Source organism: Albidovulum sp. (assembly GCF_041919395.1).
Lineage (GTDB): Bacteria > Pseudomonadota > Alphaproteobacteria > Rhodobacterales > Rhodobacteraceae > Albidovulum.
The window spans coordinates 13,786-33,696 of record NZ_JAYRTX010000028.1; the positions used below are offsets into that span (position 1 = coordinate 13,786).

At 68.2% G+C, this 19,911-nt stretch carries 19 protein-coding genes; 6 read left to right on the top strand and 13 right to left on the bottom strand.

Annotation, left to right across the window (positions count from 1 at the left end):
- Positions 1 to 67: 67 nt before the first annotated feature.
- The 9 genes from ACMUOO_RS06870 to ACMUOO_RS06910 all read right to left on the bottom strand — a co-directional run bounded on the left by ACMUOO_RS06870 (position 68) and on the right by ACMUOO_RS06910 (position 10,148).
- Positions 68 to 523 carry a cytochrome c-type biogenesis protein CcmH gene (locus ACMUOO_RS06870; RefSeq protein WP_301920025.1) on the bottom strand — a complete coding sequence of 152 codons (456 nt, stop codon included), beginning with the start codon at positions 521 to 523 and terminating at the stop codon, positions 68 to 70.
- Positions 524 to 528: 5 nt separating this feature from the next.
- A complete protein-coding gene (locus ACMUOO_RS06875) occupies positions 529 to 2,487 on the bottom strand; it encodes a heme lyase CcmF/NrfE family subunit (protein ID WP_301920024.1) in 1,959 nt (652 codons plus the stop codon).
- A gap of 147 nt (positions 2,488 to 2,634) precedes the next feature.
- Positions 2,635 to 3,159, bottom strand: a complete 525-nt coding sequence (locus tag ACMUOO_RS06880; RefSeq protein ID WP_413854962.1) for a holin family protein — start codon at positions 3,157 to 3,159, stop codon at positions 2,635 to 2,637.
- Positions 3,150 to 3,761 (bottom strand): holin-associated N-acetylmuramidase, encoded by a 612-nt coding sequence (locus ACMUOO_RS06885; RefSeq protein WP_301920022.1) that lies wholly within the window; start codon positions 3,759 to 3,761, stop codon positions 3,150 to 3,152. Before ACMUOO_RS06885 ends, ACMUOO_RS06880 begins: the two co-directional genes overlap by 10 nt.
- Before the next feature lie 41 nt (positions 3,762 to 3,802).
- The gene (ccmE, locus tag ACMUOO_RS06890; RefSeq protein WP_301920021.1) at positions 3,803 to 4,273 is read right to left on the bottom strand and encodes a cytochrome c maturation protein CcmE; all 471 of its coding nucleotides are present in this window, start codon (positions 4,271 to 4,273) and stop codon (positions 3,803 to 3,805) included.
- Positions 4,274 to 4,394: 121 nt separating this feature from the next.
- Complete coding sequence (thpR, locus tag ACMUOO_RS06895; RefSeq protein WP_301920020.1) at positions 4,395 to 4,931, bottom strand: RNA 2',3'-cyclic phosphodiesterase; 537 nt, start codon at positions 4,929 to 4,931, stop codon at positions 4,395 to 4,397.
- 7 nt (positions 4,932 to 4,938) lie between these two features.
- Complete coding sequence (locus tag ACMUOO_RS06900; RefSeq protein WP_301920019.1) at positions 4,939 to 5,751, bottom strand: glutamate racemase; 813 nt, start codon at positions 5,749 to 5,751, stop codon at positions 4,939 to 4,941.
- Positions 5,752 to 5,789: 38 nt separating this feature from the next.
- Positions 5,790 to 6,662 carry a lysophospholipid acyltransferase family protein gene (locus ACMUOO_RS06905; protein ID WP_301920018.1) on the bottom strand — a complete coding sequence of 291 codons (873 nt, stop codon included), beginning with the start codon at positions 6,660 to 6,662 and terminating at the stop codon, positions 5,790 to 5,792.
- Positions 6,663 to 6,734: 72 nt separating this feature from the next.
- On the bottom strand, positions 6,735 to 10,148 hold the full coding sequence (locus ACMUOO_RS06910; RefSeq protein ID WP_301920017.1) for an indolepyruvate ferredoxin oxidoreductase family protein: 3,414 nt from the start codon (positions 10,146 to 10,148) through the stop codon (positions 6,735 to 6,737).
- Positions 10,149 to 10,322: 174 nt separating this feature from the next.
- On the opposite strand from ACMUOO_RS06910, the gene ACMUOO_RS06915 reads away from it, so the two are divergent.
- The 4 genes from ACMUOO_RS06915 to grxD all read left to right on the top strand — a co-directional run bounded on the left by ACMUOO_RS06915 (position 10,323) and on the right by grxD (position 14,484).
- The gene (locus ACMUOO_RS06915) at positions 10,323 to 11,228 is read left to right on the top strand and encodes a LysR family transcriptional regulator (protein WP_301920016.1); all 906 of its coding nucleotides are present in this window, start codon (positions 10,323 to 10,325) and stop codon (positions 11,226 to 11,228) included.
- A gap of 374 nt (positions 11,229 to 11,602) precedes the next feature.
- On the top strand, positions 11,603 to 13,762 hold the full coding sequence (purL, locus tag ACMUOO_RS06920) for a phosphoribosylformylglycinamidine synthase subunit PurL (RefSeq protein ID WP_413854963.1): 2,160 nt from the start codon (positions 11,603 to 11,605) through the stop codon (positions 13,760 to 13,762).
- A gap of 116 nt (positions 13,763 to 13,878) precedes the next feature.
- On the top strand, positions 13,879 to 14,115 hold the full coding sequence (locus tag ACMUOO_RS06925; RefSeq protein ID WP_301920014.1) for a BolA/IbaG family iron-sulfur metabolism protein: 237 nt from the start codon (positions 13,879 to 13,881) through the stop codon (positions 14,113 to 14,115).
- 6 nt (positions 14,116 to 14,121) lie between these two features.
- The gene (gene grxD / locus ACMUOO_RS06930; RefSeq protein ID WP_301920013.1) at positions 14,122 to 14,484 is read left to right on the top strand and encodes a Grx4 family monothiol glutaredoxin; all 363 of its coding nucleotides are present in this window, start codon (positions 14,122 to 14,124) and stop codon (positions 14,482 to 14,484) included.
- Between the two features lie 43 nt (positions 14,485 to 14,527).
- Here grxD and ACMUOO_RS06935 read toward each other — a convergent pair whose 3' ends face one another.
- Entirely contained in the window at positions 14,528 to 14,911 is a 384-nt protein-coding gene (locus ACMUOO_RS06935; protein WP_301920012.1) for a cell division protein ZapA, read from the bottom strand.
- Entirely contained in the window at positions 14,911 to 15,402 is a 492-nt protein-coding gene (locus tag ACMUOO_RS06940) for a hypothetical protein (RefSeq protein ID WP_301920011.1), read from the bottom strand. The genes ACMUOO_RS06935 and ACMUOO_RS06940 overlap by 1 nt, the downstream gene beginning before the upstream one ends.
- A 258-nt stretch (positions 15,403 to 15,660) precedes the next feature.
- On the opposite strand from ACMUOO_RS06940, the gene tkt reads away from it, so the two are divergent.
- On the top strand, positions 15,661 to 17,679 hold the full coding sequence (tkt, locus tag ACMUOO_RS06945; protein ID WP_301920043.1) for a transketolase: 2,019 nt from the start codon (positions 15,661 to 15,663) through the stop codon (positions 17,677 to 17,679).
- A 6-nt stretch (positions 17,680 to 17,685) separates the two neighbouring features.
- Here the strand turns inward: tkt and ACMUOO_RS06950 are convergent, their stop codons facing one another.
- The gene (locus tag ACMUOO_RS06950) at positions 17,686 to 18,117 is read right to left on the bottom strand and encodes a DUF2267 domain-containing protein (RefSeq protein ID WP_301920010.1); all 432 of its coding nucleotides are present in this window, start codon (positions 18,115 to 18,117) and stop codon (positions 17,686 to 17,688) included.
- 137 nt (positions 18,118 to 18,254) lie between these two features.
- Between ACMUOO_RS06950 and ACMUOO_RS06955 the strand changes: the two genes are divergently transcribed.
- Positions 18,255 to 18,806: an HPF/RaiA family ribosome-associated protein gene (locus ACMUOO_RS06955; RefSeq protein WP_301920009.1), complete on the top strand. Its 552-nt coding sequence runs from the start codon at positions 18,255 to 18,257 to the stop codon at positions 18,804 to 18,806.
- 16 nt (positions 18,807 to 18,822) lie between these two features.
- Here the strand turns inward: ACMUOO_RS06955 and ACMUOO_RS06960 are convergent.
- The coding region (locus ACMUOO_RS06960; RefSeq protein WP_413854964.1) for a mannose-1-phosphate guanylyltransferase/mannose-6-phosphate isomerase at positions 18,823 to 19,911 on the bottom strand (1,089 nt) is incomplete at its 5' end.

Below are 19,911 nucleotides of genomic sequence, written 5' to 3' on the forward strand. Positions count from 1 at the left end.
GCGCGCCTCCCATTCCTCTCGGGCGGAGATTAGCGGCGCGCGCCACCAGGGGAAGCGAAACCCCGCGTCACTCCTTCAGGAGTTCGGCGAGCCGGGTGCGTTCGTCCTCGGAAAGCGGCTGCGCCGCGACCTCGGTGGCGTTCCTGCGACGGCGGAGATAGACCGCAGCACCGCCGAGCCCGACGACGAGAAGCGCCGGCCCCGCGACCCAGAGGATCAGGTTCGACCCGGTCGCGGGCGGGTTCAGCAGGACGTATTCGCCGTAGCGGTCCACCAGGTAGGCGATGACTTCGGCATCCGTGTCGCCCGCCACCAGCCGTTCGCGCACCAGCAGGCGAAGGTCGCGGGCGAGATCCGCGTTCGATTCGTCGATGTTCTCGTTGCGGCAGACAAGGCAGCGCAGGCCCTGCGAAAGCGCCCGTGCGCGGGCCTCCAGCCCGGGATCGGCCAGCATCTCGTCCGGCTGGACCGCGCCGGCCGGGGCCGCGAGCGACAGAAGCAGAAGAAACGCGAGCTGCCGCACCGGCCTCACTCCGCCGGCTGGGCCAGCGCCGGCGCCTTCCGGGCGCCGGCCGCGACGCGGTAGCGCCGGTCCGAAAGGCTGAGGACACCGCCGAAGGCCATGATGATCGCCCCCGCCCAGATCCAGTTGGCGAAGGGCTTGATGTAGGTCCGAACCGCCCAGCCGCCGCCATCCTGCGGATCGCCGATGACAAGGTAGATGTCGCGCCAGAGGCCGTTGGCGATCGCCGCCTCGGTCGTCGGCATCGCCGCCACCGGATAGACGCGCTTTTCGGGATGCAGCACCGCTACCTCACGCCCGTCCCGCGCCACGCGCATCGTCGCGGTGGTGGAAAGGAAGTTCGGCCCCTCCACCTCATCCACGCCCGCGAGCGTGATCGTGTAGCCGCCGACCTCGAAGCTTTCGCCGACCTGCGCGACGCGGATGTCCTCCACGTCCCAGGCCATGAGGCAGGCGATGCCGATGAAGGTGATGCCGAGCCCGGAATGAGCGGCGGCCTTGCCCCAGTCGGCACGCGGCAGCCGCATGAGGCGCGACGGCGTCCGCGCTGACCTCACCCAGAGTTCAGTCGCCGCCCCGGCAATGAGCCAGACGCCAAGCGCGACGCCCACCGGCGCGAGCGCGGAGCGCCCCGTCTGCACCGCAAAGGCAAGCGCACCGAAGGCGAGCGCGAGCGCGAATGCGCCGCGCAACTCGCGGAGCGTCCGCCCGAGCTTCGCGCGCTTCCAGGGCATGAGCGCACCCACCGGCAGGATCACGGCGAGGAGCACCATGAAGGGCGTGAAGGCCTGGTTGAAGAAGGGCGCGCCGACCGAGAGCTTGCGGGCGAAGGCCATCTCGGCGATCAGCGGCCAGAGCGTCCCGACAAAGACGACAAAGGCCGCAACGGAGAGCAGCACGTTGTTGAGGACCAGCGCGGTTTCACGGCTGACGACCCCGAAGACTCCCTTCGCCTCCATCGACCCCGCCCGCGCGGCATAGAGCGTCAGCGCGCCGCCGATGAAGACCGCGAGGATGGCAAGGATGAAGATTCCGCGCTCGGGGTCGTTGGCGAAGGCATGGACGGAGGTGATGATGCCGGAGCGCACGATGAAGGTGCCGATGAGCGAGAAGCCGAAGGCGAGAATCGCCAGCAGGATCGTCCAGCTTTTCAGCGCCTCGCGCTTTTCCACCACGGTGGCGGAATGCAGAAGCGCCGCGGCGACGAGCCAGGGCATGAAGGAGGCGTTCTCCACCGGGTCCCAGAACCAGAAGCCGCCCCAGCCGAGCTCGTAATAGGCCCACCAGGAGCCGAGCGCGATGCCCACGGTGAGGAACATCCAGGCGGCGAGCGTCCACGGCCGGACCCAGCGCGCCCAGGCGGCATCGACCCGGCCCTCGATCAGGGCGGCGACGGCGAAGGAGAACGCCATCGAGAGGCCGACATAGCCGAGGTAGAGGAACGGCGGATGGAAGGCGAGGCCGGGGTCCTGCAGCAGGGGATTGAGGTCCTGCCCGTCGAAGGGCGGCTCGGCAAGCCGGACGAACGGGTTCGAGGTGAAAAGGATGAAGGCGAGGAAGGCCACGCCGATCATCGCCTGGACCGAGAGCACCCGTGCTTTCAGCCGCTCCGGAAGCGCACCGCCGAACCAGGCCGCCGTCGCGCCGAAGCCCGACAGGATCAGCACCCAGAGGAGCATCGACCCCTCGTGGTTGCCCCAGACGCCCGAGACCTTGTAGAGCATCGGCTTCAGCGTGTGGGAGTTCTCCACGACGATGCGCAGCGAGAAGTCGGACGTGACGAAGGCCCAGGTGAGTGCCGCGAAGGAGAGCGCGATGCAGATGAACTGCGCCGTCGCCGCCGGCGCCGCGACGGCCATCCAGCCTCGCCAGCCCTTATGGGCACCGATGAGCGGGACCACGGCCTGAACCGCGGCGATCATGAGCGCGAGGCTCAGGGCGAAGTGACCGAATTCGACGAACATGGGCAGAGCATAGAGCCTTGGCTCGCCCGGGCCAATGGGCTGCGCGCCGATGTCGCGGGAGAGCGGGCCAGGGGGGCGTGTGCCCCCGCTGCCCCGGCCTCGCCGGCCGTATTCAGTCCCCGGGGACCCTTGCGCAGGGGTGAAACATCAGCGGTCGGAATCCCGCCGGCGCCATTCAGAGAGCGCCGGATTCGCGCCGGTGTCGCCGGAGACTGCGGCCGGAGCCGGGGGCGCCGCAGCCCGGGCTGGCCGGACGCGCCGCGGAATGGCGCGCAGGTAGTGCGCCTCGCGCGCGCCGAAGTAGAAGCCGACGATCGCGGCCAGGAGCCACCAGAGCGGCTCGGGCACCGCGTCGAGTCCGACCATGCGTCGGGCGAAGCCCTCCGGGTCCACCATGGCGTGGACGAAAAGCCCGATGGTGCCGAAGGCGAGGAACGGGCGCGGCAGGCGGTTCAGGCCGTTCACGAAGCGGTCGAAGCCGTCCGCTGCGGCGAACTGGAACTCCGCCCCGTGTTCCTCCAGCGCTTTCAGGTAGGCTTCCTGCGCGGCCTCCATCCGCTTCGTCGCGTTCGGCGTGAAGACCTCGGCCACGGTCGTCGCGGCCTCGCCAAGGGCGGTGGTGCCGGCGGGCGCCCCGAGGATGCGGCCGATCACCCCCCCGATCACGCCCATGACGCGATCCTCGCCCGGTGCTCGGCCTCGCTCAGGTGGAAGCGGGGCGAGATGAACTCCTCGGCCCGCAGGATCCAGCCGCCCTTGCCGCCGCCGCGGCGGCGGGCGTACTTGCGGCTGGCCGGGCGGGCGTCCGCCAGGGAGTAGTAATAATTGCGCCGGGCAATACCGTAGGCGTCGGCCAGAAGGCCGGCGTCGGGAACGGCCGCGCCGTGGGCGGCGGCGACGGTCATCGGACCGATCGCGCCGTCCACGACCAGGTCGTATCCCATCTCGTTGAGCAGCCGCTGGAGAACCTTCACCGCGTTGGCACCGGCGTTCACATACATGTCGAAGACCGAAGCCTGCAGCGCCTCGGGGAGGTCGGCGATGCGCGGGCGACGAAAGTAGTGCTCGACAAAGATCCGCTCCGCCTCCGCCCCGTCCAGGCGACGCACGTCGGCCTCGTTCACCCGGCCATCGCCCGTGAGGTCGAGTCCGAGCCGACGGAGCGTGCCGAGCGTCACGCCGTGGTTGGTCGCCCCGCCTGCGTCGTCGGGGTCGTTCACGAAGCCGCCCTCGCGGGCGACGATCTCTCTGGCGATGTCGTGGACGTTGCGCATGGGCCTCCCCCCTTTCGGCAGGGAAGGCTCGTCGGATCAGGTTAATTCGTCATGGGGGCAGCGTCCGCTGCGTCTTTCGGGTCGACATACATGCCCTGATCCTTCAGGGCGTCGATCACTTCCTTGGGCATGTAGGTCTCGTCGTGCTTGGCAAGGATCTCGGTCGCCTCGAAGGTGCCGTCGACGAGCCTGCCCGTCGCCACCACGCCCTCGCCCTCGCCAAAGAGGTCGGGCAGCACGCCCTCGTAGCGCACCGGGATCGCGGCGTTGGTATCGGTCACCTTGAAGGTGATCGCCGCCCCCTGCCCGCGCACCAGACTTCCCTCCTCGACGAGTCCGCCGATGCGGAAGGTCTCGTTCGGCCCGGGCGCCTTCTCGCTCACCTCGGTGGGGGAGCGGAAGTACTGCAGCGCATCCGGCGCGGCATAGTAGAAGGCGCCGAAGCTTGCGGCCATGGCAACGGCCGCAAGGACGATGATCTGGATGCGGCGCTGTTTCTTGAGACCCTTCATCGGGCGGTCCTCGCGGCTTGCCCTGACCGGGGCCGGGCATTTCCCTGCTAGATGGGCGACCGGGGGCGAAGATGCAACTCCTATCTGCCGGTCGCGCCGCGTCCCGACCCGGGGCGGAAGGTCACGCCAGCGGATACTCCGCGAGCGGCTCGTGGACCGCCCCCTTAGCGGTCAGGTGCGAGCGATAGAGCACCACCTCCGCCACCGCAAACGGCGCGGAGCCGAAGGCGACGTGGCGCGCGAGAAACCGGCCGAGCGCGGGATCGTCGCCCTCGCCCGGGCGGAAGCGGGCGAACGTGACATGCGGGCGGAAACGCTCGCGATCCAGCATAAGGCCCGCGCCGTGAAGAAGGCTCCGGACCTTCCGCTGAAGCGCGGCAAGGGGCTCGGACGACGCCACGGCGGCGAAGAGCGTCTTCGCCGCGCGCCCGCCGAAGGTGCCGAGACCGTCGAGCCGCACCGCGAAGGGCGCGGCGCGCAAGGCTTCCAGCGCCTCGTGCGCGGCCTCGATCCGCTCCACCGGCTCCTCGCCGAGGAAGGCGAGCGTGATGTGGAAGGTCTCCGGGTCGGCGAGCCTTCCGACCGGCAGGTCTGCCTGCAACGCCGCGAGCCGGTCGCGGATGTCCTCGGGGACCGGGATCGCGACGAAGGCACGCATCGCCGCCTCAGGCCGCCTCGAAGCGGATCTGCCGGCGCAGGAACTGCGTCGCCTTCGACGAAACCCGCGCCGGATCGCCCGTCGTGAGGAGCTTCGAGGCCGTACCCGGGCCGAGGAACTCCGGCCGGCGGGTGAGATAGTCCCTGAGGCTCGGCGCGACGAGATCGGCCTGCGAATAGACCTTCACCGCGGGTCCGAGCGCCTCCTGGAAAACCCGTTGCATCAGGGGGTAGTGGGTGCAGCCGAGCATCGCCGCCTGCGGATGCGGCATCCGCCGCTTCAGCGCCTCGACGTGGCTCTTCACCAGCGCCTCGGCGAGGATCTCGTCTCCCTCCTCTATCGCATCCACCACGCCGCCGCAGGGCTGCGCCTCCACGTCGACGCCGATGGCACGGAAGGCTAGCTCGCGCTGGAAGGCGCGGGAAGCGACGGTTGCGGGCGTGGCGAAAAGTGCCACATGCTTCACCGCGACCTCGCGCGGGGGAGAGTTGTCGCCCCATTGCCGCTCGGTCAGCGCCTCGATCAGCGGCACGAAGACGCCGAGGACGCGCTTGTCCTTCGGCACCCAGGTCTCCTGCATCCGCTTCAGCGCCACGGCCGAGGCGGTGTTGCAGGCAAGCACGACAAGGTCGCAGCCCTCGGCCCAGAGCCGTTCCACGCCCGCGCAGGTGAGTTGGAATATGTCGTCGGCGTCGCGCACGCCGTAGGGTGTGTGCGCATTGTCGCCGAGGTAGACGAAGGGCACCTCGGGCATGTCCCGCGCCACCGCGTCATAGACCGTAAGCCCGCCGAGACCCGAATCGAAAATGCCCACCGCCATCTGCGCCTCCTGCCCCGCGTGGCGGGGCAAAGGGCCCGTCAGGCGCGGTATTTTTCTTCGAATTCAAAGCCGTAGTCGTATGACGTGAGCGGCCTAGGGCTCAAGTCATACGTCGCACGGCGGAGGAAATCCATCATCTGTTTCGCATCCGACCCGAAGGCCCGGAGCCTTGCGCGGGGAATGGGATCGCCGACGACGATGCGCACAGGCTCCCCCAGCCGGGCGCGGAACTCCTTGATGAGAAGGCCGAGCCGGAGCGTGTAGTGCAGATGGCTCGCCAGCTGGAAGAGCCGGGAATTCTCGCCCTCGAAGAAGACTGGCACGACGGTCGCCTCCGACCGCGCGATCATCTTGGCGGTGAAGTTGCGCCAGACCGGATCCATCGGCCGGCCGAAGGGCCGCGCCGCCGTGGCCACGCCGCCGCCGGGGAAGATGCCGATGGCCCCGCCGGCCCGAAGGTAGCGCAGCGCCTCGGACCGAACCTCGATGTTCTCGCGCGCCGCCTCCTTCGTCTCGTCGAAGTTGATCGGCAGGATCACCCGGTCCAGTTCCTCCGCCTTGCGGAAGATGCGGTGCGCGATGATGCGGAAATCTCCCCTGAGCCCGGCGAGGATATGGCCCATCATCAGCCCGTCGAGGATGCCGTAGGGGTGGTTCGCGACCAGCACCAGCGGTCCGTTGGCCGGGATGTTCGTCAGGCTGCCGCCCACGACATCGAGGCTGAGCCCGTAGCGCTCCACGATGACAGACCAGAAGTCGCGCCCGGCGGCGACCTCGGCCTCGTAGCCCTGCGCCCGACGGATCAGGCCGAGCCGGCCGGTGGCGTTCTCGAGCACGCGCACGACTGCCCGCCCGCCCCTGGTCTTCGCCGACGAGGCGTAGGAGATTTCCCGCGCAACGTCCTTCCGCATGATCCGTTCCCCCCGGCCGTGGATTCGTCTGGCCGGGAATTGTCGCGGACATGCGTGACGCTGGCGTGACGGCTACTCCGCCGCCGCCCGCTCGGGCGTGCCGCCGGCGCGGATCACGGCCAGAAGCTCCTCCCGTCGTTTCGCTGCCTGGCGCTGCGACGCCTCCTTCACCGGACCGAAGCCGCGGATGTCGAGCGGCAGGCGGGCGAGCGCCAGCACCGCGTCGCGGGTGGCCGGTGTCACCTTCGGCAGGACCTCCGCCATGTCGGCCTCGTATTCGGCGATCAGGGCACGCTCCATCCGCCGCTCGGCGGCCCGGCCGAAGGGGTCGAACGCCGTGCCGCGCAGGCGCTTCATCGCGGCAAGGAACCGGAAGGCACGGAACATCCAGGCCCCGTATTCGCGCTTCACCGGCCGCCCGTTCGCCCCCTTCCTCGCAAGAATGGGCGGCGCAAGGTGGACGGACATGCGGAAATCGCCGTCGAACTCGGCGCGCGCCTTCTCGGCCGTCTCCAGATGCAGCCGCGCGACCTCGTATTCGTCCTTGTAGGCCAGAAGCTTGTGATAGCCCTCGGCCACGGCCTCGCGCAGGTCCTCGGGTGCGGCGGCGGCAAGGCGGCGGTAGCGCCCGGCGTAGGCCGCGTCCTGATAGGCCTCGAGGTGGCGCGCGCGGAAGTCGATCTTTTCCTGCAAGGTCAACGGCTTCGCCGCCGTTTCCTCTGAGGTCGCGGCCGCCGCTTCCGGATACTCGGCGGCCCAGCGGCCAAGCTCGAAGGCGCGCAGGTTGCCCTTGACCGCGGCACCGTTGAGTTCGATCGCGGCCCGGATCGCATCGCCCGTGAGCGGCACCAGCCCCTTCTGCCAGGCAGCGCCGAGGATCAGCATGTTGGAATAGATCGAATCGCCCATCAGCCTGCGGGCAAGCTCGGAGGCATCGAGAAAGCTCACCCGTTCCCGCAACCTCGCTTCAAGAGAAAGACGCAAGGCGGCGGACGGCAAGCGAAATTCCCGGTCGCGGGTGAAGGCGCCGGTGATGATCTCGTGGCTGTTCACCACCGCCCCCGTCCGTCCCGTCGTCATCAGGCCGAGCGTCTTTGCCCCCCCGGTGACGACGAGGTCGCCGCCGATGACGCAATCGGCTTCGCCCACCGCGACGCGGATCGCGCTGATGTCCTCGGGGCGCTTGGCGAGGCGCAGGTGGATATGTACGGCACCGCCCTTCTGGGCGAGCCCGGCCATCTCCATCATCCCCGCGCCCTTGCCGTCGATCTGCGCGGCCTGTGCCAGCACCGCGCCAACGGTGACGACACCGGTTCCGCCGACGCCGGTGATCAGCACGTTGAAGGTCCCCGCGATGGGCGGCAGCGCGGGCTCGGGCAGTGCAGGCAGGTCGAATTCCGCCGCACCGGCCTTCTTCACCGTTGCCCCCTTCAGCGTCACGAAAGAGGGGCAGAACCCGTCGAGGCAGGAGAAGTCCTTGTTGCACGACGACTGGTCGATGGCCCGCTTGCGCCCCAGTTCCGTCTCCACCGGCACGATCGAGACGCAGTTCGACTGCACCCCGCAATCACCGCAACCCTCGCAGACATCGGTGTTGATGAAGACCCGCCGGTCGGGGTCGGGAAACTGGCCGCGCTTGCGCCGCCGGCGCTTTTCGGCGGCGCAGGTCTGGATGTAAAGAATGACGGACACGCCCTTGATATCGCGCATCTTTCGCTGGATATCCGGAAGCTCTCTGCGCTCGTGGAAGCTGACCCCGGCCGGGAATCCACCCCGCTCCGGCTCCTCCTTGGGGTCATAGACGACGACAAGGTGCTCCACCCCCATCGCCTTCACCTCGCGGGCGATCCGGTCGGCGGTCAGCCCGCCCTCGTTCTTCTGCCCGCCGGTCATGGCGACGGCGTCGTTGAAGAGGATCTTGTAGGTGATGTTCGTCCCCGCCGCGAGGGCGGCGCGGATCGCCAGCACCCCGGAATGGTTGTAGGTTCCGTCGCCAAGGTTCTGGAACACATGCGGCGTTTTCGAGAACGGCGCCTCGCCGACCCAGTTCGCGCCCTCGCCGCCCATCTGGGTGAAGCCCTGCGTCCGCCGGTCCATCCACTGCACCATGTAGTGACAGCCGATCCCGGCATAGGCGCGGCTGCCTTCCGGCACCTTGGTCGAGGTGTTGTGCGGGCAGCCGGAGCAGTAATAGGGCAGCCGGGCCGCGATCTCGGGTGCGTTGTCGGCCTTCTTCGCCTCGCGCACCGCCTGAAGTCCGGCGCGGATGCCGTCCGTGCCGCGGCCCTCCTCGATGAGGATCTCGCCCAGCTTCTCGGCGATCCAGGCGGGGTCGAGCGCGTAGCGGGTGGGGAAGAGCTCCTCCCGGTGCATGCCGCCGGCACCGCCCTTGTACCAGCCATAGACGCGCCGGCCGCGGCGGTCGTCGAAGATCGCCTCCTTGATCTGGACCTCGATCAGCTTGCGCTTTTCCTCGACCACGACGATCAGGTCGAGCCCCTCGGCCCAGTCGTGGAAGCCCTTCATGTCCAGGGGAAAGGTCTGGCCGATCTTGTAGGTGGTCAGGCCAAGACGCTCCGCCTCGGCCTCGTCGATGCCAAGCAGGCTGAGCGCGTGCACGAGGTCGAGCCAGTTCTTGCCGGCCGCGACGAAGCCGACCTTGGCGCCGGGCTTGCCCCAGACGCGGCGGTCCATGCGGTTGGCATGCGAAAACGCCTCGGCCGCGAAGCGCTTGAAGTCGATCATCCGGGCTTCCTGCGCCACGGGCGTATCCTGAAGCCGGATGTTGAGCCCGCCCTCGGGCATGCGGAACTCGGGCGCGACGAAGGCCATTCGGAACGGATCGCCGTTCACGACCGCCGTCGCCTCCACCGTGTCCTTCATCGTCTTGAGGCCCACCCAGACGCCGGCAAAGCGGGAAAGCGCCCAGCCGTAAAGACCGAAGTCGAGAATCTCCTGCACCCCGGCCGGGCTGATCACCGGCATGTAGGCATCGACCATGGCCCAGTCGGACTGGTGCAGCACGGTGGAGCTTTCGCCCGTGTGGTCATCGCCCATCGCCATGAGGACACCGCCATGCGCCGAGGTGCCGGCCATGTTGGCGTGCCGCATCACGTCGCCCGAACGGTCCACCCCCGGCCCCTTGCCGTACCAGAGCGCGAAGACCCCGTCATAGCGCCCCTCGCCCCGCACCTCCGCCTGCTGCGTGCCCCAGACGGCGGTGGCCGCCAGATCCTCGTTCAGACCCGGCTGGAAGCGGATGTCGTTCGCCTCCAGCAGCGCGCGCGACCGCGCCATGTTCAGATCGACACCGCCCAGAGGCGAGCCGCGATAACCTGTCACATAGCCGGCGGTGTTCCGCCCGGCCGCACGGTCGCGGGCCTTCTGCATGAGCATCAGCCGCACCAGCGCCTGCGTGCCGTTCAGCAGAACCGGCGACTTCGTCAGGTCGAAGCGGTCGGCGAGTGAGATTTCCTGCTTGCCCATTCCGCCCTCCCCGCGCTCAGAGCACCTTCAGTATAGGTCAAATCCGTTGACCTACAAAGCGCTGAATCTTTGATCGGACGGCAAAAAACTTTCTGCGCTGCAACACAGTTCTGTTTCCTTGAACCGCGAAATTCCGTAATAACTCACGTCAGCCGTTTGTGCGAAAGTTTCGGGATGGATTGGGACAAGCTCAGGATATTTCACGCCGTCGCCGACGCCGGCAGCCTCACCCATGCGGGCGAGGCGCTGCACCTGTCGCAATCGGCGGTGAGCCGGCAGATCCGCGCGCTTGAGGAGAGCCTCGGCACGACCCTTTTCCACCGCCATGCGCGGGGCCTGATTCTCACCGAACAGGGGGAACTTCTGTTCGACGCCACCTCGTCGATGAACCGCCGGCTGGAGACAGCCGCCGCCCGCATCCGCGACAGCGAGGAGGAGGTCTTCGGCGAACTGCGCGTCACGACGACGACCGGCTTCGGCACGCTCTGGCTCGCGCCCCGCCTCGTCAAGCTCTACGACAAGTATCCCGATCTCAAGATCGACCTGATGCTCGAGGAACGGGTGCTCGACCTGCCGATGCGCGAGGCCGACGTGGCGATCCGGATGAAGGAGCCGAGCCAGGCCGACCTGATCCGCCGCCGGCTCATGAACATCCGGATGTGCCTTTACGCCACGCCCGACTACCTCGACCGCGCCGGGCGGCCGGCCGGGGTGGAGGATCTGTCGCACCACCGGCTCATCAGCCAGAACCCGACCACGCCGCAGGTGACCGCCGGCGCCGCGCTCGTCGAAAGTCTCCTGGCCAACGACATCCGGTCGACGCTGACGGTCAACAACTACTACGGGGTGCTGCAGGGCGTTCTCTACAACCTCGGCATCGGCGTCCTCCCCGACTACCTGACCGAGGACTTCCCGACGCTCGAACGGGTTCTTCCGGCGATCGAGTCGAGCGACGTGCCGGTGTTCCTCGCCTACCCCGAGGAACTGCGCCACTCCAAGCGGGTTGCCGCGTTCCGAGACTTCGTGATGGAAGAGATCATCGCCTACCGCAAGCGGCGCATCGACGACTCCGGACAGTGAGCGGCGCAACCCCCGGTTGCCGTGAGGCATGTTTGCAACGCATAACGGCCATGTTGCACCTGCGGCATGATTTCCCTTGCGCCATTCGCATACCGCCCATAAATCGGGCTTGAAGGCGACGGTTGAGGCAACTCTCGGCGCCTTCTACCTCCCTGTTGGACTTGGGCCGAGCTTTGTCTCGGCCTTTTTTTTCGCAATCGCTCCGGACCGGCCGGGGATCGCCCCGCTGTCGGCCGCCCCGACCCTGCGGCGCCGGCCATGGCCACCCTGCGCTCCGGTCCCGAATTTTTCCCGGCCGCCGCATGCCGGGGCCTTTCCTCTGCCCCCCCTTGCCCCTAAAAGACGCCGCAACCGCGAAGCTCCCGGGGGATGAGATGCAGGAACCAGCGATCACCGAGGATCTGATTGCCGCGCATGGACTGAAACCCGACGAATACCAGCGCATCCTTCAGATCATCGGCCGGGTCCCGACCTTCACCGAACTCGGCATCTTCTCGGCCATGTGGAACGAGCATTGTTCCTACAAGTCCTCGAAGAAGTGGCTCCGCACCCTGCCCACCACGGGCCCGCAGGTGATCTGCGGCCCCGGCGAGAATGCGGGCGTTGTCGACATCGGCGACAACCAGGCCGTCATCTTCAAGATGGAAAGCCACAACCACCCCTCCTATATCGAGCCGCACCAGGGGGCCGCGACCGGCGTCGGCGGCATCCTGCGCGACGTCTTCACGATGGGCGCGCGGCCGATCGCGGCGATGGATTCGCTGTCGTTCGGCCTGCCGGATCACCCCAAGACCGCGCATCTGGTGAAGGGCGTGGTCGAGGGCGTCGGCAGCTACGGCAACTGCTTCGGCGTCCCCAATGTCGGGGGCGAGGTCCGGTTTCACAAAAGCTACAATGGCAACTGCCTTGTGAACGCCTTCGCGGCGGGTCTCGCCGATGCCGACAGGATCTTCTACTCCGCCGCGAGCGGAGTCGGCATGCCGGTGGTCTATCTCGGCGCGAAGACCGGCCGCGACGGGGTCGGCGGCGCGACGATGGCGAGCGCCGAATTCGACGACACGATCGAGGAAAAGCGCCCGACGGTGCAGGTGGGCGACCCCTTCACCGAAAAATGCCTGCTGGAAGCCTGCCTCGAACTCATGGCTTCCGACTCGGTGATTTCCATTCAGGACATGGGCGCGGCAGGCCTGACCTGCTCCGCCGTCGAGATGGGCGACAAGGGCGGCCTTGGCATCCGGCTCAACCTCGACCGTGTGCCCCAGCGCGAGGCGCACATGACCGCCTACGAGATGATGCTGTCGGAAAGCCAGGAGCGGATGCTCATGGTGCTGAAGCCGGAAAGGGAATCCGTCGCCCGCGCGATCTTCGAGAAATGGGATCTCGACTTCGCCATCGTCGGCGAGACGATTCCCGAGGACCGCTTCCTGATCCTGCACGGCAACGAGGTGAAGGCCGACCTGCCCCTGTCGAAGCTGTCCTCCTCCGCCCCCGAGTACGACCGGCCCTGGGTGCCGACGCCTGCCCCTGCCCCCTTGAAGGACGCGCCTAAGATCGACCCGATCGAAGGGCTGAAGGCGCTGATCGGCTCGCCCAACCATGCCCACAAGTCCTGGGTCTGGGAACAGTATGACAGCCAGGTGGGCGCCGACACGATCCGCACGCCCGGCATGGGCGCGGGCGTGGTGCGCGTCCACGGCACAAAGAAGGCGCTCGCCTTCACCTCGGACGTGACGCCGCGCTACGTCAAGGCCAACCCGGTCGAAGGCGGCAAGCAGGCGGTGGCCGAGGCCTGGCGCAACCTGACCGCCGTCGGCGCCCTGCCCCTTGCCGCGACCGACAACCTCAACTTCGGCAACCCCGAGAAGCCCGAGATCATGGGCCAGTTCGTCGGCGCCATAAAAGGCATCGGCGAGGCCTGTCTCGCTCTCGACATGCCCATCGTCTCGGGCAATGTCTCGCTCTACAACGAGACCGACGGCACCGGTATCCTGCCGACGCCAACCATCGCCGCCGTGGGCCTCCTGAAATCGCTCGACGAGCTGATCGCGGGGCAACCGGCCGAGGGCGACCTCGCGGTGGTCATCGGCGAGACGAAGGGCCATCTCGGCCAGTCCGCGCTCCTCGCCGAGGCCTTCGGCCGCGAGGAGGGCGACGCGCCGCATGTGGACCTCGCCGCCGAACGGAGAAACGGAGAATTCCTGCGGGCGAACCGCAAGCTCGTCCGGGCCGCGACCGACCTCTCCGACGGCGGACTCGCCCTCGCCGCTTTCGAGATGGCCGAGGCCGCGGGCCTGGGTGTGGCGATCGACGCGGGCGAGACCGCGTTCCTCTTCGGCGAGGATCAGGCGCGCTATCTTGTCGCGGTGCGGCAAGCCGATCTGGCGCCCTTGACGGCGGCGGCGAAGGCGGCCGGCGTGCCGCTGGCTCTGGTCGGCCAGTTCGGCGGCAACGCGGTGCGCCTCGACGCCTCCTCCGCGCCGCTCGCCGATCTCTCGCGCCTCTACCGCGCGGCTTTCGAGACGGCGCTCTTCTGACTGGCGGCATTCATCTTGCCCCGGATACCTCTGCCGGAGGCGACCAGATCGCCCCCGGCGCCACCTTGCGGCGCCTTGCGGCCGGGCTTACATTCGGGCCAAGACAGGAGAGACCCATGCCGATCACCGCCGAAGAGATTGAAATCCTTATCCGCGAGAGCTTCCCGAAGGCGCGGATCGAGGTTCAGGGCGATGACGGCGCGCATTTCGCGGCCTATGTGGAAGACGAAAGCTTCCGCGGACTGAACCGCGTTCAGCAGCAGCGCGCGGTCTATGCCGCGCTGAAAGGCAAGATGGAGGGATCGCAGGGCGAACTTCATGCGCTTGCGCTCACCACCAAGGCACCGGAGTGAACAGACATGACCACCGCAGTTGACCAGATTCGCGACACCGTCACGACGAACGACGTCGTCCTCTACATGAAGGGCACCAAGATGATGCCGCAGTGCGGCTTTTCCAGCCGCGTCGCCGGCGTGCTTAACTTCATGGGCGTGGACTATGTGGACGTCAACGTCCTTGCCGATGCCGATATCCGCCAGGGCATCAAGGACTTCTCCGAATGGCCGACGATTCCGCAGCTTTACGTCAAGGGCGAATTCGTCGGCGGCTGCGACATCGTCACCGAAATGACGCTGTCGGGCGAACTTGACCAGCTCTTCGAAGCCAAGGGTATCACCTACAACAAGGATGCGGCCGACCAGATCAGGGCCGCGAACGCCTGAGCCTTCCGGCCGCGGCGCGGAAGTCCCGCCCTGCCTCGCCGCGTCACGCGCCCGCGCGCTCCTCGATGCGCGCGGCAAGCGCCTCTGCCCGCGCCGCGATCTCGGCGAAGCTGTCGGTGACGATCTGCGGGATCACCGGGACCTCCACCCGCTCGGGGTTCGCCCGCGCGTTGGTCGCGACGCGCTCGGCGACGACGGCGCGTTCCTCGGCGGCGCGCAACTGGTCCTCCAGCCCCGCCGTCTTGTCGGCGAGCATCAGCCCCGCCATCAGGAGCATCCGCGCCTCGGGCATCCGGCCGATCTGGCCGACAAGGACGGAGGCCTCGGCATCGAGCATCCGGGCGGCGGAGCGCAGGAAATGCTCCTCGCCGTCCTGACAGGCGACCTCGAACTGGCGCCCGCCAATGGTGATCAGGACTTCCGGCATCAGGCGACCTCTCCGATCAGCGGTTTCAGTTCCGCGAGAATCCCGTCCATCTCGGCGATCTCGGCGGCGCGCTGCGCCCTGAGCGCGTCAAGCTCGCTCATCAGCGACCGGTTGATCAGCGCGGGCTCCGCCACCCCCGCCGCCGCGGCCGCGGTCAGCGCGCGGTTGGTCTCGGTCAGTTCGTCGCCCAACTGCTTCAGACGCCGGATTTCCGCATCCGCCGCGTCGATCTGTGCCGTCAGCCGCTCCACCTTCTTCTCGAGCGCCCCGACCATCGTCTCCTGCTTCTCCTTGATCGCGCGCACCCGCTCGGTGAGCTGTGCGTTGGCCGCGCGTTCGGCCTCAAGCTCCTCGGTCAGGCGCGCGGTCCCGGCCTCGTCGCGTGCGGCAGGTGCGGCCTCTTCAGGCACCGCGCCCAGCACCTCCACCCCCGCCTCGATCCGCGCGAGCGCGGCAGAGATGCGGCGTTCCAACTCGGCAATGTCGCTCATGTCCTCAAGCCCCCGGCCCTTGGCGGGCCTCGTTTGATTTCCGTCGCGCGGGGAGAGCCGTCCGTCGCCTGCTTGCCGCGAATCGCCACCGCCCCCGCCTGGCCCGAGTTTAGACCAAAGCAAACGCCGATTTCTCCCCCTTTCGGACCAAGCCCTTAGCCCGCGCGCTTGAACTCGCGCACGAGGCTGCTATCAAGCGGCCGACTTCTCCTGCGGGCAGACCGCCCGTCCCCTCCGCCCAAGATGAGGATCGCCCCCGTGGACATCGCCACCCTTCGCGAAAAGCACGCCCAGCACTGGATGAACGCCTGCGCGATCCGCGCCCTGGCGATGGACGCCGTCCAGGCCGCGAACTCGGGCCATCCCGGAATGCCGATGGGCATGGCCGACGTGGCGACCGTGCTCTTTTCGAAACACCTGAAATTCGATGCCTCGGCGCCCCGCTGGGCGGACCGTGACCGCTTCATCCTCTCGGCCGGCCACGGCTCGATGCTCATCTACGCGCTTCTCTACCTGACCGGCTACGAGGACATGACCCTCGACCAGATCAGGGCCTTCCGCCAATGGGGCGCGATCACCGCCGGCCATCCGGAATACGGCCATGTCTCGGGCGTCGAGACGACGACGGGCCCCCTTGGCCAGGGCCTCTCGAACGCGGTCGGCTTCGCCATCGCCGAGGAATCGATGCGCGCCCGCTTCGGCCGGAAGGTCGTCGATCACCACACCTGGGTCATCGCCGGGGACGGTTGCCTGATGGAAGGCATCAGCCAGGAGGCGATCGGACTTGCCGGGATGCAGAAGCTCAGTCGGCTCATCGTCCTCTGGGACAACAACAACATCTCCATCGACGGCAAGATCGGCCTCTCCGATATCACCGACCAGCGCGCGCGCTTCGCGGCCTCGGGCTGGACGGTTCTGTCCTGCGACGGCCACGACCCGGACGACATCGACCGGGCTCTGACCGAGGCAAGGAAATCCGACCGCCCGGTGCTGGTCGACTGCAAGACCCATATCGGCTTCGGCAGCCCGAAGAAGCAGGACACCGCCGGCGCCCATGGCTCGCCCCTCGGCCCCGACGAGATCAGGGCGACGAGGGAGATCTACGGCTGGCCCTACCCCGCCTTCGAGATCCCTGCCGAGGTCCTGAAGGCCTGGCGCGGCTTCGGCACGCGGGGTGCGGCCGCCCGGAAGGACTGGGAATCCCGGCTCGCCGCCCTGCCCGCGGCGCGGCGGGCGGAGTTCGACCGCCAGATCGCCGGTGCGGCGCCGAAGAAGCTGGGCCCCACGATCCGCGCCCTGAAGAAACAGAATTCGGACCTGAAGCCCAAGGTCGCCACCCGCAAGGCGTCCGAGCTTGTGCTGGAAGTGGTGAACGCCGTGATGCCGGAGACCATCGGCGGTTCCGCCGACCTCACCGGATCGAACCTGACCATGACCGGCGGCCTCGGCATCTTCAACGCCGAGAACCGCAAGGGCCGCTACATCCACTTCGGCATCCGCGAACATGGCATGGCGGCGGCGATGAACGGCATGGCGCTGCATGGCGGCGTCAGGCCCTACGGCGGCACCTTCCTCTGCTTCACCGACTATGCCCGTGGCGCGATGCGGCTTTCCGCGCTGATGGGCGTGCCGGCGGTCTATGTCATGACCCACGATTCCATCGGCCTCGGCGAGGACGGGCCGACCCACCAGCCGGTCGAACACCTCGCCATCTGCCGGGCGACGCCCAATACCTGGACGTTCCGCCCCGCCGACCTGATCGAGACGGCAGAGGCCTGGGAACTCGCGCTGACCTCGGACCGCACGCCCTCGGTGCTGGCGCTCAGCCGCCAGAACCTGCCGACGGTGCGCACGCTGCACACCGCCCGGAACCTGACCGCGCAGGGCGCCTATGTGCTCCGCGAGGCCGAGGGGCGACGTCAGGCGATCCTCATGGCCACCGGCTCCGAGGTGGAGATCGCGCTGAAGGCGCGCGACCTTCTCCAGGCCGAGGGCATCGGCACCCGCGTCGTCTCCATGCCCTGCATGGAACTCTTCGCCGCCCAGCCCGAGGAGTATCGCCGCAAGGTCCTGCCCGCAGGACCGGTGCGCGTGGCCGTCGAGGCCGCCGTGCGCCAACCCTGGGACCGCTGGCTTCTGGGCGAACGCGGGCGCGAGGCGAAGTCCGGCTTCGTCGGCATGGAGGGCTTCGGCGCCTCGGCCCCGGCCGAACGGCTCTATGCAGAATTCGGCATCACCGCAGAGGCGGTGGCGGCAAAGGCGAAGTCGCTTCTCTGAGCGCCCTCACCCGACGCCGAAGAGTGCGCGGATCTCCTTCGTGAAGGCCTCGCGCACGTCCTTCATCTCGCCTGCCGTGACATGGCTGTCGAGGAGGTCGATGACGGCGCGCACGACATGATCGACCTGGCCTAGCGGTTCGACCCCGTAGGCGGCCTGCACGGCGGCGACGAAATCGGCCGCGTGGCGCATCCGCGCCGGGTTCTTCGCGCTGTTCCACCCCTCGTAGTAGATGCCACGGATCAGCGTCGGCAACTGCGCACCGAGGTCGGTCGCCTCGTTCACCGTAAGGTGATCCCGCATGGCGTGCAGAACGGCCCTCAGCACCCGGTAGCTGCGCTGCTTGTCATTCCAGCCCATCCGGGCGTCCACCTCGTTGATCCAGAGATTCGCGGCCTGCACCGCCTCGTCGATGATTCTCAGTCCGAACGCGCTCATCGCGGCCTCCTTCGGCTGGTTTGCATCACCCGAACACCGCGGCCGTAATACCGCATGGACGGACGCCGGCCCTGATCCCGGTCAATGCGCCCTCTGCCGCGCCGGCGATGATCGCGGTGAAGGGAACGGAGGAAGCGATGCAGACGGAACCGCAGATCGTCTTTCACGGCATGGATGCCTCGCCCACGATCACCGGCGAAATTCGCGGAAGGATCGGCAAGCTCGAACGCGTGTTCGACCGGATCACCTCGCTGAGGGTGGTGGTCGAGAAGCGCAGCGCGCGGGGGCACAAGGGCCATCTCTATCAGGTGGCGGTCGATGCCGAGGTGCCAGGCGGCGTGATCGTGGTCAACCGCAAGCCCGGCGATCTCGGCGCGCACGAGGATCTGCATGTCGCCATCCGCGACGCCTTCGACGCCGCGCGACGTCAGCTCGACGACTATGTGCGCAAGATGAAGGGCCTTCAGGTCAAGAGCCATCCCGAACGCCACCACGGCCGCGTCGCCCAGGTCTTCGCCGACGACGGCTACGGTTTCATCCGCACCGCCGGCGGCATCGAGGCCTATTTCCAGCGCGACAGCCTGACCGGCAACGATTGGGACAAGATCGCAGTCGGCGACGAGATCGAGTTCAGCCTGATGGAGGGCGAGAAGGGCTCCTTCGCCGTCAACGTCACGCTTCGCGGGTGACCATATCGGCCGCGCCTCAGGTGCGGCCGAACTCGTCCTCGATCCGCTCGATATCGTCCTCCTCGAGATAGGTGCCCGTCTGCACCTCGACGATCTCCACCGGGATGCGGCCGGGGTTGGCCAGCCGGTGAATCTCGCCCAGGGGGATATAGACGCTCTCGTTCTCGTGCAGGATGCGCTTCTCGGCGCCGATCGTGACCTCGGCGGTGCCGCGCACCACGACCCAGTGCTCGGCCCGGTGGTGGTGCCTCTGCAGGCTGAGCTTCGCCCCCGGCTTCACCACGATCCGCTTCACACGGAAGCGGTCGCCGAGGTCCATGGTCTGGTACCAGCCCCAGGGGCGGTGGTTCTTCAGGTGCTCCACCGCCTCCGGCCGTCCCCTTTCCTTCAGCGCGCCGACCAGCGCCTTCACCTCCTGCGCCCGCTCGCGCGGGGCGACGAGGATCGCATCCGGCGTCTCGACGATGACGAGGTTCTCGACCCCGAGCGCGCAGACCAGCCGGTCCTCGGAATGGATCAGGTTGCCGGTCGCATCCAGCGCGATGGCGTCGCCGCGCACGGCATTGTCGGCCGCGTCGCGGTCGGAGGCGGCCCAGACCGCGTTCCAGTCACCCACGTCCGACCAGCGGAAGGCCGCGGGCACCACGACGGCGGCGTCGGTCCTTTCCATGAAGGCGTGATCGAACGAGATCGCCTTGACCCGGGTGAAGGCCTCGCCCGGGACGAGCATCCCGAGGTCGGGCTTCATCGCCGCCACCGCGTCGCGGACGAGCCGCACCGCCTCCGGCTCGACCTGGGCAAGCGCCTCCAGAAGCCAGCCGGCGCGGAAGCAGAACATTCCCGCATTCCACAGGCAGCCGTCGGCGATCAGCCGGTGGGCCTTCTCCTCGTCGGGCTTCTCGACGAAGCGCAGCACCTTGACCGCGCCCGGCGTCCCCTTGACCGCGGGCTTGATGTAGCCATAGCCCGTGGCCGGTTCGGTGGGGGTGACGCCGATCACGGCGATTCCCTTCCCGGCCACCGCCTCGGCGGCGGTGCGGATCGCGGCGCGGAACGCCTCGCCCTCGCGGATCAGGTGGTCGGACGGCATCACCGCCAGCACGGC